This window comes from Dyella sp., from assembly GCF_036568765.1.
Taxonomy (GTDB): Bacteria; Pseudomonadota; Gammaproteobacteria; order Xanthomonadales; family Rhodanobacteraceae; genus GSA-30.
The window spans coordinates 26,644-39,095 of sequence record NZ_DATCRY010000056.1 but is presented as its reverse complement, the minus strand read 5'-3'; the positions used below and the strand labels follow the sequence as shown (position 1 = coordinate 39,095).

Here is a 12,452-nt window from a genome sequence, read left to right as displayed (position 1 = left end):
GCCGTCAAGCCGCCAAAGCGTTCAAGAATGCCGTGCGCCAAGCGGTAATGTCCTGCTTCTGCAAAACCTCCATCATTGCGTGCCAACGGTTGCGCCGTTCCTTCAGGGGCATCTTCAGTGCGCGCTCCAGCGCATCGGTCACTTCCTCCGTATCGGCCGGATTGACCAGCAGCGCCTGAGTCAGTTCCTGTGCCGCGCCGGCAAAGCGCGAAAGTACCAGCACGCCGGGATCCTTCGGATCCTGGCTGGCGACATACTCCTTCGCCACCAGATTCATGCCGTCGCGTAACGGTGTGACCAGGCCCACGCGCGCGATGCGGTAGTAGCCGCTGAGAACGTTATGCGGGAAGGAACTGTTGACGTAGCGGATCGGCGCCCAGTCGGGCGCTGCGTAGGCTCCGTTGATGTGCCCGGCGCTGCGCTCCAGCTCGCGACGGATTTGCCGGTATTCGGGCACGGTGGTGCGCGACGGCGGTGCGATTTGCAGGAAGGTTACCTTGCGATGCAGATCCGGTGCGCGCTCGAGCAAGCGCTCGTAAGCCTGGAAACGTTCGGGCAGGCCTTTGGAGTAATCCAGCCGATCTACGCCGATGATCAGCGCGCGGCCCTCCAGACTGATTTGCATCTGCTGGATTTCTTCCTGCTTGCCTGCCTGACGCGCCATCTCGGCGACCTGCTTGGTATCGATGCCGATGGGAAACACACCCGCGCGAAAGATGCGTCCATTGTCCGCGCGCATCCGGTGGCCCGGACGCATGACAGCATGGGCTTCGTGCAAGAAATAATCTTCCAGGGCGCGCAGGTCGCGTGCTGTATGCAAGCCGATCAGGTCATAACTGGACAGGGTCTCCAGCAGCTCGCGATGCTGCGGTAATGCGATCAGCAATCCGGCGGCCGGCAAGGGCGTATGCAGGAAAAAGCCGATGCGGTTGCGCACGCCTCGTTCGCGCAGCATCGAGGCCAGCGGAATCAGGTGATAGTCATTGACCCAGACCAGGTCGCCCGGTTCGATCAGCTCGACAAGCCGCTCGGCAAACAAGGTGTTGACGCGCAGATAGCCCTCCAGGTGACCGCGGTTGTAATCGACCAGGTCGGGCCGGTAATGCAGCAATGGCCACAGTGTCCGGTTTGCGTAGCCGTCATAGAAATGATCGTGGTGATCCTTGGACAGATCGATCGTGGCGTATTCCACCGGGCCGTCTTTCAATCGGTGTAATTCGCCCGCGGTACGTCTGGCGATCTTGCCACTCCAGCCGAACCACAAGCCGCCGCGTTCCCGCAGTGCATCGCGCATGGCCGAAGCCAGCCCGCCTGTAGCGGTCTGCTTGGGAAGGGCGACGCGATTGGAAACAACAATGAGGCGGGTCATAGCAGTCCTTGATGTGTTAGCGGAAACAGGTCGGCGAACCTGCGTTACATCGCATCCTCCCAGCGCCGTGACAGCCGCATGGCCGCCTGGATCAGGCCGACCAGCGAATAGGTCTGGGGAAAGTTGCCCCAGTGCTCGCCGCTGTGCGGCGCGAGGTCCTCGGACAAGAGACCCAGCGGATTGAGGCGGGCAAGCATGTTCTCGAACATGGCGCGAGCCTGGTCGCGCCGACCGGTGGCGGCGAGCGCTTCGATGTACCAGAAGGTACAGATGGTGAAACTGTTTTCTGGTGCGCCGAAATCGTCCGGTGCGATATAGCGGAACAGATAGTTGCCGCGGCCGAGTTCTTTGCCGATGGCATCGACGGTGGAGACGAAGCGTGGGTCGTCGGCCTTGAGAAAACCGATGTCGGCAAGCAGCAGCAAACTGGCATCGAGGCGGTCGCCATCGTAGGCATCGGCGAAATAACCCTTTTCTTCATTCCAACTGCGCGCCACGATGCGCGCGTGCAGTGCGACCGCTTCCTCGTGCCAATAGCGCGCCCGCTCATCCAGGCCTAATTCGGTGGCGATATGAGCCAGGCGTTCGCAGGCGGCCCAGCACATGGCGGCCGAATAGGTATGCACCGCACTGCGTCCGCGGAATTCCCACAAGCCGGCATCCGGCTCTTCAGCCATTTTCAGGGCCATGTAGCCCATCCGCTCCAGACGCGCGAACGTGCGCTGGTCGCCCTTGCTTTCCAGCCGCTGGTCGAAGAACAACTGCGCGGAGGCCAGCACGACCGAGCCGTAGACATCGTTTTGGCGCTGTCGCCACGCGTCGTTGCCTACACGAACGGGGCCCATGCCGCGATAACCGGCCAGGCTGTCGATCTGTCGTTCTGGCAGCTCGTGTTCGAACAGGATGCCGAATACCGGGCCGATCTCGCGATCGCCGTCGGCGGCCACCAAGTTGAACACGTAACGGATGTACTCCTCCATCGTGCGTGTCGCTCCGAGGCGATTGAGTGCGCGCACGGTAAAGGCCGCGTCGCGCAGCCAGCAGTAGCGATAATCCCAGTTGCGCGATGTGTGCGGCGCTTCGGGGATCGAAGTGGTCAAGGCGGCGACGATCGCGCCGGTCGCCTCGTATTGGCAAAGCTTCAAAGTAATCGCCGCACGTATGACATGGGTTTGCCATTCGTACGGTACCGACAGATAGCGCACCCACTCGCGCCAGTAGGCCAAGGTGTGATCGAGGGTGTGATGAATAAACTCGGCGGGACTCTGAGTCAGTGTTTCATCGGGTCCGAACACAAAGTGCGCGCTGCGATCGAGGAAGAACGGCAAACCACCCTCGATCAACGGAGAGGCGACGTCCGAGGTCAGGCGCATGACAGTATTGCTGAGCAGATAACGGATGTGATTGCTGCCGGAAGTTGTCTGCGGCGCATGGGCGCCGTAGTCGCACAAAGGCCGCAGCAGTATGCGGATGCGCGGCGAACCGGCAATCGGCCGTACACGCCGGGCGATCAGCACGGGGTGATAGAAGCGCCCATGTGCCCTGAAGCGCGGAGCGAAATCGACGATTTCGATCGCGCCGCCATGACGGTTGTAGAGCCGGGTCTGAAGAATGGCGCTGTTAGGCAGGTACTGCTGTTCGGCGCGCTCGAAATCGTCCAGTGCAATCGTCCAGTCGCCGCCATCGCGTTTTGGCGAGAGCAGGGCGCAAAAGCTGGCGTCGTCGTCGAAGCGCGGTAAGCAGCACCAGACGATCCGCGCCTGCGCGTCGATAAGCGCCGCGACGCTGCCGTTACCGATCACGCCCAATGACAAATTGGCCTGTGGCGTGCCGGTTAATTCAGATGCTGCCGTGTTGGCGGCGCTCTCCGGATTGTTGAGCATGCGTTGTCACTCCCAGGACGTGCAGAACGCGGGCCAGCCAGGCCTGCACGCTGGCCGGTCCAGGCAGGCCGTATTGGGCCAGGCTCGGTTCGCGCGAACCGACGCGGATGCTGATGCCGTTCTCCAGATTGGCGGCGGCAAAGCCATGCTCGTCGGTGAAATCGTCGCCGACGTAGACAGGCATGCGGCCGTGGAACGGCGCACGCGAAAGCAGCTCGGTCACGGCCTTGCCTTTATCCATGCCGGCGGGCTTGATTTCGATCACGCGGTGGCCAGGTTGCAGTTCGTAATCGGGCAGCTCGCGGACGAGCGCCTCGGCGGCCTCACGCAATGCCCGCATGGCGGGGTCGGTGCTGCGGTCATGCAATGCGATCGCCACACCCTTGTCTTCAAGCAGCACCTGCGGCAGGCGCTGGACCAGCACATCGGAGGCTTGTCGCAGTTTCTGCCGTGCGGCCGGATCCAGCTCGATTTCGCGACGGGCACCATCGGCGTGACGTAGTTGCAGGCCATGCACGCCGGCCATCGCCCATCGCGGGTTGCCGAACAGACGCTGCAGGTCGGCGATAGGACGGCCGCTGACCAAGGCCAGCGCGCCACCCAGCGCTGGGTGCAGTTCGGCCAAGAGCTTGGCTAAGGTTCGGCTGACATGGACCCGTTCGGGCCGGTCGGCGAATTCGAGCAGGCTGCCATCGACATCGAGGAACAACGCCCAGGTTTCATGGGCGCCAGGCAGCGGCGGCGCCGGCAGCGGCGTGGAGACAGGCATGGAAAAGTTCGTTCGAGCTGACACTCGGATCACCCTATCAGAGCCGGTGTGAAGGCTGGTCTTCACCTAAACGAATGCTTTCCGGGGCGCGAGTTATCCTTGAACCGTTAAGAAGGCGTCCACACATCGTGGAGCAGTGGCGGCCTGCCGCCGAAACACATCCAGAGCTTTCTTGCGGGGATCAATCCAATGCGGATGGACAAACTCACGTCGCGTTTCCAACAGGCGCTCGCCGATGCCCAGTCGTTGGCGGTCGGGCGCGATCACAACATGCTCGAGCCGGTGCATGTCTTGGCAGCGCTGCTCGATCAGCAGGGCGGTTCGACCGCGCCTTTGCTCACCCAGGCCCAGGTCAACGTGCCGGCGCTCCGCCAGCGCGTGGCCGAACAACTGGACCGTCTGCCCAAGGTCAGCGGCCAGGAGGGCAATATCCACGTCGGCAACGAGTTGACACGGCTGCTCAACCTGACCGACAAGCTGGCACAGCAACGCGGCGACCAATTCATCGCCAGCGAGTTGTTCCTGCTGGCCGCGCTGGAGGATAAGGGGGAGCTCGGTGCCGCGCTGAAGACGACCGGCGCCACCAAGGTCAACCTCGAAGCAGCCATCGACAAGCTGCGCGGCGGCGAGAAAGTGCAGAGCGAAAATGCCGAGGAACAGCGTCAGGCTTTGGAAAAATACTGTATCGACCTGACCGAACGCGCCGAGAGCGGCAAGCTCGATCCGGTGATCGGACGGGACGAGGAAATCCGTCGCACGATCCAGGTTCTGCAACGCCGTACCAAAAACAATCCGGTGCTGATTGGTGAGCCGGGCGTGGGCAAGACTGCCATTGTCGAGGGCCTGGCCCAACGTATCGTGAAGGGCGAGGTGCCTGAGGGGTTGCGCGATCGCCGCGTGCTCGCGTTGGACATGGGCGCGCTGATTGCAGGCGCCAAATTCCGCGGCGAATTCGAGGAGCGCCTGAAGGGAGTCCTCAACGATCTGGCCAAGCAGGAGGGCCGGGTCATCCTGTTCATCGACGAGCTGCATACCATGGTCGGTGCCGGCAAGGCTGACGGCGCGATGGACGCGGGCAACATGCTCAAGCCGGCGCTTGCGCGTGGCGAGCTGCACTGCATCGGCGCGACGACACTGGACGAATACCGCAAATACATCGAGAAGGACGCCGCGCTGGAACGTCGTTTCCAGAAAGTCTTCGTCGGCGAGCCTAGCGTGGAGGATACGATCGCGATCCTGCGCGGCCTGAAGGAGCGCTACGCGGTACACCACGGGGTGGAGATCACCGATCCGGCCATCGTTGCGGCGGCGACGCTGTCCAATCGCTATATCACCGACCGTCAGTTGCCGGACAAGGCGATCGACCTGATGGACGAGGCGGCATCGCGTATCCGCATGGAAATCGATTCCAAGCCGGAGGAGCTCGATCGCCTCGAGCGACGCCTGATCCAGCTGAAGATCCAGCGGGAGATGCTGAAGAAGGAAACCGACGAGGCGTCGAAGAAGCGTCTTGCCGACCTGGATGCGGATATCGAAAAGCTCGAGCGCGAATTTTCCGACCTCAACGAAGTGTGGAAGTCGGAAAAGGCTGCCTTGCAGGGTGCGACCAAGGTCAAGGAACAGATCGAGCAGGTGCGCCTGGAGCTCGAAGCTGCGCAACGCCGGCAGGACTACGCCAAGATGAGCGAGCTCCAGTACGGTCGCTTGCCCGAGTTGGAAAAGCAGCTCGCGGCCGCTCAGGCTGCCGAACAGCAGGACTTCAAGCTTGTGCAGGATCGCGTGACGGACGAGGAAATTGCCGAAGTGGTTTCGCGCTGGACAGGTATCCCGGTCAACAAGATGCTCGAAGGCGAGCGCGAGAAGCTGCTGCAGATGGAATCGGCGCTGCATCAGCGCGTGGTCGGCCAGGACGAGGCGGTGCGAGCGGTCTCCGATGCCATTCGTCGCGCGCGGGCGGGCCTTTCCGATCCGAATCGGCCCTACGGTTCGTTCCTGTTCCTGGGGCCCACGGGCGTGGGTAAGACGGAGCTGTGCAAGGCGCTGGCCGAGTTCCTGTTCGACACCCAGGATGCGATGGTGCGCATCGATATGAGCGAGTTCATGGAAAAACACGCCGTGAGTCGCCTGATCGGCGCGCCTCCGGGCTACGTCGGTTACGAGGAGGGCGGCTACCTGACCGAGGCGGTGCGCCGTCGGCCGTACAGTGTCATTCTGCTCGACGAGGTGGAGAAGGCGCATCCGGATGTGTTCAACATCCTGCTGCAGGTGCTGGACGATGGCCGCCTGACGGATGGGCAGGGCCGCACGGTGGATTTCCGCAATACCGTGATTGTGATGACCTCCAATCTGGGCTCGCAGATGATCCAGGAGCAAGCCAGCGATAGTGAGGCGGACTATTTGCAAATGAAGGCGTCGGTGCTGGGCGTGGTGCAGGCGCACTTCCGTCCGGAATTCATCAATCGCCTGGACGAGCTGGTGGTCTTCCGCCCGCTGGAAAAGAAACAGATTCGTCAGATTGCCCGAATCCAGCTGGCCTATCTGGAGAAGCGCCTGGCCGAACGCCAATTGCAGTTGGAGATCGGCGACAAGGCATTGGACTTGCTGGGCAATGTCGGCTTCGATCCGGTGTACGGTGCGCGGCCGTTGAAGCGGGCGATCCAACAGCAGTTGGAGAACTTGCTGGCACGGGAGATTCTGGAGGGGCGCTTTGTCGCGGGCGATCGAATCGTGGTGGATGCCGAAGGTGGGCGTCTGGCGTTCCACAAGGGCTGAGCCCCTGGTACGAAGGGGTGTGTGCGTAGGAGCGAGGCGTGAGTAAGAGTGGGGGGCGTGACCAGTTTTCTCTGCTCCCTCGCTCCCTCGTTTCTATGCGCTCACTCTTTTATCCGGCCGGCAGCCCTTCGGTCATCGCGGCTCGGCTCGCTCAAGCTCGCCACCCCGTCTTCCATATGTCCGGCCAGGCGACGTAGCCATCTGTCGGCTTCGGCTACCGTCACGCTGAGATCGTACCAATTGGCGAGGTCGCGCAAATCCCAACTGTCGGTCTCGGTCCCACGCGCAGGCACCGAGTACATGCGCACGTCCTCGTCGGTATAGCCGTTCTTCACCGTAAACGTGCATGCGCGGCTACCTTCGTTATGCATCGTCAAATGCACGCGTCGATTCGCCGGGTCATAAGCGAGCGATGTTTCCGGCATCGCGTCGGCAGTAGCGATATGTCCATTCCATACGCGCAGAAAGCCGTTAGGTCCATGGGCTTCAAGCTGGTAGGCGCTTTCGGAGCTCCAGTCGTCCGCAAGCGTTTTTCCTGCTTCGACGGTATAGCGTCGCGGCCCATCGTCGCGATGGGCTGCATACACCTGAAACACGGCTCCTGCGCCGCCCGTATTGGCGAATCTCAGTCTGTACTGCCTGCCTGCGGTGTCCAAGCTGCCCTGAATATCCAGTTCGTACGGCAATGCGCGTGCGAGACGCCGCCGATTCGATTCGGGTGAGGGCATCGATGGCGCAAGGGGCACGGTAGGCTCGGGAAGGTTCGAGCACTGCGCATCGGCTTCGGCGGGATAGCCGTTCGTCTCCGGTAGGCTGGGCCACGCGGTATCGCCGGCTGTGAAGTCGAACACCGAGGTAAGGTCGCCGCAGACCGCTCGCCGCCAGGGACTGATATTCGGTTCGACCACGCCAAAGCGAGCTTCGAGAAAACGCAGCACCGATGTATGGTCGAAGACTTGCGAACACACCCAACCGCCCCGGCTCCATGGCGAGATGGCCATCAATGGCACGCGAAAACCCAATCCGATCGGTTTGCCGTCGACGATCTCGCCATCTGTGCTGGCGGTCGAGAGCCCTTCGGCGACCGAGGCCGGCGGTGTCGGCGGCGGTACATGGTCGAAGAAGCCGCCGTTCTCGTCGTAATTCAGGATGAATACCGTCTTGGCATAGACATCGGGACGGGCCACCAAGGCGCCCAGCAATTGGGCCGTCAGGTGCTCGCCATATGCGGGTTTGTAGTTGGCGTGCTCCGAGAGGTAATCCGGCGCAACGATCCACGACACCTGCGGTAATGTATCGTCGGCGACGTCCTTGGCGAATGCGGCGACCAGGTCCGGCACGGTCACCATGCCGCGCTCATAAAGCGGCTGGCCCGGCGTGGCACGCTTGAAGTTGGCGAACCAGGCCAGTGCGTTATCGTCGAAATTATTGCTCTGTTGATACACCTTCCAGCTGATCCCGGCCTCCTGCAGGCGCTCGGCATAAGTAGCCCACTCGAAACCTTCGCTAGGTTCGGTATTGTCCAACGCCGCGTCCCGCCCGACCGAGAGACCATTGGTGCCGCTGAAAAAATGCAGTCGATTGGGATTGGTCTGGGTGAGGGTGGAGCAGAAATACTGGTCGCACAGCGTGAACGCATCGGCCAATGCGTAGTAGAAGGGTAAGTCGTCACGGGTGAAATAACCCATCCCCAGCCCGGGCTCACGCGCTGTATTCCAAGCATCGAATCTTCCGCCATTCCAGATTGCCGTATCTACCGGGTAGCTCATCGCTGGCGCGTGCATGCACATGCCGCTGGTATGCGCTGTATCGATACGGAACGGCAGCATATAGCCGGCCTGGCTCGCATCCGGCTGGCGCCACACTTTGTCCTGACCACCAGGCAAGGGTGCCGGTACGCGATCGGCGAAACCGCGGACGCCGGCAAGACTGCCGAAGTAATGATCGAACGAGCGGTTCTCCTGCATGAAGATCACTACGTGCTGCACGTCGGTGATATCGCCGGTCTCCCGCGCGGCTGGGGTGGCCAGGGTTTGCCGAATCACCGGAGGCAAGGCGCACATTGCGGCCAAGCTGCCGGCGGAAGCGGCGCCGATCTTCAGAAATCGGCGCCGCGCGGGATCGTCGATGCGGTTCATGGGTCGCACGAGCCGTTCTGCGGGGCTCGTGCTAGGACACCGCATCAGTGTTGCATTACTGTGCCAATAACAGGTCAGTTTGTTGGCGCATCGAGATTCCCGTTACCGGGCGAGTTCTTCGGAGATGAATGCCATCCGTTCAGATCGCCTGATCCTCTTCGTGGTACGTAAATCTTCCATCATGCTCCGCCGTCGGTTGCTCGAATCGAATGACGGGCACGGCCAGTCCGTTGGATTTGACGAAGAAGCTGCGTTGAATGGCTTGCGCGGACGCGCGTCCGTTGGCATCCCCTGGTGTGTATAGATAGAAGACGCATTCATGTAGTTCTGCCTGAAGAAAGGGGGGGCTGAAAAGAGCGTATGAAAGATCGACCTTTTTTCGAACGTCTTGATGTAGTTCATTTCCGAAATGTCTCGAGCTAGATTCCTTGGCGACGGTAGTCCTTAACATGTGCCGTCCCTCCGCCAGCACTGACGAAACCGCCACGGTGCTGCTAAGATCGCGGCGCCTTGAGGTGACTGCTGCTTGTTTTAGCAGCGGTTGAAACGGGAATTCGGTCAGTCTCTTGAGACCCAAGCCGAAGCTGCCCCCGCAACGGTAAGCGAGCAAACGGGCCGTACGAAGCCACTGTGCGTGAAGCATGGGAAGGCACGGTCCGGGAGGAAGAACCCTCACTCGCGAGCCCGGAGACCGGCCTCGAAGGTAATACCGGACAGGCGGCGGGCCATGTCGGGCGCCGTCTCGTTTCTCTCGGCACCGCTCCGGCAAGCCCCCTGTCCATCGCCATTCATGCCGCGCGGGTAGGCGCGGACTCGGGAGCTTGAAAGCTGTGCAGACTTACTCTTTGACGTTAGGCCGTGCCTTGCTGGCGGCTGCTTTGTTCAGCGCGTTTTCCTCGGCTTTCGCCGACGGTGCCGCCACCGATCTCAACCAGGTCGTCGTGACCGCCACTCGTACGGCCCAGACCCAGGACCAGACGCTGGCACCGGTAACGGTGATAGACCGTGCCGATATCGAACGGTTGCAGCCAGCATCCATTGTCGATCTGCTGCAGGGAGGACCTGGCCTGCAATTGACCAACACCGGCGGTATGGGCAAGCAGACGTCGATCTACATGCGCGGCACCAATAGCGACCAGGTTCTGGTGCTGGTCGACGGCGTGAAGATCGGCTCGGCGACCGCTGGCGTGGCGGCATTGCAGGATATCCCGCTGGAGCAGATCGAGCGCATCGAGATCGTGCGCGGGCCGTTTTCCAGCCTTTACGGTTCGGAAGCGGTCGGCGGTGTGATCCAGATCTTCACGCGCCGCCCCGAAGGGGCCTTCGTGCCGCATGCCAGCTTCGGTGCTGGCAGTTACGACACCCTCAAGGGCGCCGTAGGCGCTGCCGGCAAGCAGGGCGCCGGCTGGTACTCGTTGGAGGCTTCGCATGACCAGACGCACGGCTTCAACGCTTGCCGCGGTCCGGGTGGCTGCTTCACGATCGAGCCGGACAATGACGGTTACAAGAACGACGCCCTCACCTTGCAAGGCGGTTACAAGTTCAATGAGCAATGGGATGCCGATGCGCGCTTCTTCGAGGCTCGTGGTAACAACGAATATGACGGCACCAGCAGCAACAGCTCCAAGACGGAGTCGCAAGTCGCCGGTGGCCGGGTGCATTACAAACCGTTCGACAAGCTGACGCTGACGCTTGCGTTGGGCCAGAGCAAGGATTTCAGCAGCGACTATCTGGATAACGTCTACGTCGATACCTTCAATACACGCCGTAAACTCGGCTCATTGCAGGCAGATATCAGCGCCGGCGGCGGCTTATATACCCTCGGCTATGACGTGCAGCACGACAACATCGACGGTACGACCGCCTATATGATCGATCGCCGTACCGATCGCGGCGTCTTCGGTCAGTGGCAGCAGACGTTCGGCAGCCAGCAACTGCAGGCCAGTGTGCGCCGTGACGACGATACCCAGTTCGGTGGCCGCAACACGGGCTCGGTGCTGTGGGGCTGGGATTTCACCAGGTCGCTACGTGTAACCGCCAGTTACGGTACCGCTTTCCACGCGCCGACCTTCAATGAACTTTACTATCCCGATTTTGGCAACCCGGATCTGAAGCCCGAGCATTCGCGCAGCGCGGAACTCGGCTTGCGCGGCACGCACGGCTGGGGAGGCTGGACGCTCAATGCGTATGAAACCCACATCAGCGACCTGATCGCTTTCACCGGTCCGAACTTTCTGCCGATCAATGTCGATCGCGCGCGTATCCGTGGCGTGGAGGCGACGGCCCACACCGAAGTCGCCGGTTGGATGCTGCAAGGCACGGCCAACTGGCTCGATCCGCGCGACGACAGCCAAGGCCCCGACCGCGGCAATCTGCTGCCGCGCCGTGCCAAGCAGACCGCGCGCTTCGATATCGACAGGAAGATCGGTCAATTCAGCTTCGGGGGCAGTTACTTCGTCTCGGCCAAGCGCTTCGACGATACCGAGAATGAAACCCGCCTGGGCGGCTATTCGCTGACCGACTTGCGTGTGGCCTATGCCTTCGCGCCCGATTGGCGTGTGCAGTTCAGCGCCAACAACGTGTTCGACAAGCGCTATGAGACGGCGGCGTTCTTCAATCAACCGCGTCGGAACTACATGCTGACCGTGCGTTGGCAGCCAGCACAATAAAGCCCGCCAAGTAACTTGACTCACAAGAGGCATTCCTCGATGAAGGCACTATCCCGTACGCATGGCGCGATGATCCTGGTCTTGCTGATCGCCTGCATGATCGCCACCCGCTTCAAGCATTTCGGCGACGTGCTGCATTTGCCGGATGCCTCGATGGCGGTGTTCTTTATCGGCGGCGTTTATCTGCGCCGCCATCTGGCCTTTGCGGGCTTCATGACCCTGGCTGTGCTGCTGGACTGGGTCTCGGTGAGCTATGCCGGCGTGAGCGATTTTTGCATCACGCCGGCCTATGTGTTCCTGCTGCCCGCCTACGCTTCATTGTGGTACGCCGGACGGCTGTGCGGTATGCGCTCTGGGCTGGCGATGCTGGCAGTCGGTTTCGTCGCCGCCTGTGCGTCGTTCGCCATTTCCAACGGCGGTTTCTATTGGTTGGGTGGACGCTACGCGCAACCCCATGTGTCCGAATATCTGGCCCGCCTGTGGCAGTGGGGGCCGTTGTTCGTGCGGACGACGACGATCTACATTGCCGTGGCTCTGCTGCTGCGCCGGCTGGTCGTGGCGCTGATGCCGACAACGGTCGATGCCGTCGTTTCGAAGCAGGCATGAAGACATGCCAATGACCTCGACGCCGATTTGCTGGTTGACCGGTCTCGCGCTGGCCATCCTGATGGCTTGTACGCGCGCGCCGACGCTCGCTGGTTTTCTGCCGCGTATCGCTCGCTATTATCCCCATTGGCTTGGCGTGACATCGGGCTACGTGGCCGCAGCAGTCGCATTGCAGGCGGCTGCCGTCGTATGGGGCGGGCGCTCGAACAGGTTGCAGCAGGGTATACACGTATGAATGACACGAAC

8 protein-coding genes and 1 riboswitch are annotated in these 12,452 nt (G+C 61.6%); of the genes, 4 read left to right on the top strand and 4 right to left on the bottom strand.

Annotated features, from left to right (window positions below; all coding sequences use genetic code 11):
* Nucleotides 1-4: 4 nt before the first annotated feature.
* The 3 genes from otsA to otsB are packed head-to-tail and all read right to left on the bottom strand — an operon-like array spanning nt 5 to nt 4,021.
* Nucleotides 5-1,369, bottom strand: coding sequence for an alpha,alpha-trehalose-phosphate synthase (UDP-forming) (gene otsA / locus VIM98_RS04740; protein WP_331991944.1), 1,365 nt, complete (start codon nt 1,367-1,369; stop codon nt 5-7).
* Between the two features lie 44 nt (nt 1,370-1,413).
* On the bottom strand, nt 1,414-3,252 hold the full coding sequence (locus VIM98_RS04735) for a glycoside hydrolase family 15 protein (protein WP_331991943.1): 1,839 nt from the start codon (nt 3,250-3,252) through the stop codon (nt 1,414-1,416).
* Nucleotides 3,209-4,021, bottom strand: coding sequence for a trehalose-phosphatase (otsB, locus tag VIM98_RS04730; protein WP_331991942.1), 813 nt, complete (start codon nt 4,019-4,021; stop codon nt 3,209-3,211). The genes VIM98_RS04735 and otsB overlap by 44 nt, the downstream gene beginning before the upstream one ends.
* 189 nt (nt 4,022-4,210) lie before the next feature.
* Here otsB and clpB point away from each other — a divergent pair, with 189 nt between their 5' ends.
* Entirely contained in the window at nt 4,211-6,793 is a 2,583-nt protein-coding gene (gene clpB, locus VIM98_RS04725; RefSeq protein WP_331991941.1) for an ATP-dependent chaperone ClpB, read from the top strand.
* Between the two features lie 101 nt (nt 6,794-6,894).
* Here clpB and VIM98_RS04720 read toward each other — a convergent pair whose 3' ends face one another.
* Nucleotides 6,895-8,931, bottom strand: coding sequence for a phosphocholine-specific phospholipase C (locus VIM98_RS04720; RefSeq protein ID WP_331991940.1), 2,037 nt, complete (start codon nt 8,929-8,931; stop codon nt 6,895-6,897).
* Between the two features lie 496 nt (nt 8,932-9,427).
* Nucleotides 9,428-9,645, top strand: a riboswitch (cobalamin riboswitch).
* A 116-nt stretch (nt 9,646-9,761) separates the two neighbouring features.
* Here VIM98_RS04720 and btuB point away from each other — a divergent pair.
* Genes btuB through VIM98_RS04705 form a run of 3 tightly spaced genes read left to right on the top strand, consistent with a single transcriptional unit; the run spans nt 9,762 to nt 12,441 of the window.
* Nucleotides 9,762-11,600 (top strand): TonB-dependent vitamin B12 receptor, encoded by a 1,839-nt coding sequence (gene btuB / locus VIM98_RS04715; RefSeq protein ID WP_414650190.1) that lies wholly within the window; start codon nt 9,762-9,764, stop codon nt 11,598-11,600.
* Between the two features lie 39 nt (nt 11,601-11,639).
* Entirely contained in the window at nt 11,640-12,206 is a 567-nt protein-coding gene (locus VIM98_RS04710) for a hypothetical protein (protein ID WP_331991939.1), read from the top strand.
* Nucleotides 12,207-12,216: 10 nt separating this feature from the next.
* A complete protein-coding gene (locus tag VIM98_RS04705) occupies nt 12,217-12,441 on the top strand; it encodes a hypothetical protein (RefSeq protein ID WP_331991938.1) in 225 nt (74 codons plus the stop codon).
* The last annotated feature ends 11 nt before the right edge of the window (nt 12,442-12,452 follow it).

Coding starts and splice junctions, on each gene's coding strand:
- otsA (WP_331991944.1), bottom strand. CDS start 1,369: ATGACCCGCCTCATTGTTGTTTCCAATCGCGTCGCCCTTCCCAAGCAG.
- VIM98_RS04735 (WP_331991943.1), bottom strand. CDS start 3,252: ATGCTCAACAATCCGGAGAGCGCCGCCAACACGGCAGCATCTGAATTA.
- otsB (WP_331991942.1), bottom strand. CDS start 4,021: ATGCCTGTCTCCACGCCGCTGCCGGCGCCGCCGCTGCCTGGCGCCCAT.
- clpB (WP_331991941.1), top strand. CDS start 4,211: ATGCGGATGGACAAACTCACGTCGCGTTTCCAACAGGCGCTCGCCGAT.
- VIM98_RS04720 (WP_331991940.1), bottom strand. CDS start 8,931: ATGAACCGCATCGACGATCCCGCGCGGCGCCGATTTCTGAAGATCGGC.
- VIM98_RS04710 (WP_331991939.1), top strand. CDS start 11,640: ATGAAGGCACTATCCCGTACGCATGGCGCGATGATCCTGGTCTTGCTG.
- VIM98_RS04705 (WP_331991938.1), top strand. CDS start 12,217: ATGACCTCGACGCCGATTTGCTGGTTGACCGGTCTCGCGCTGGCCATC.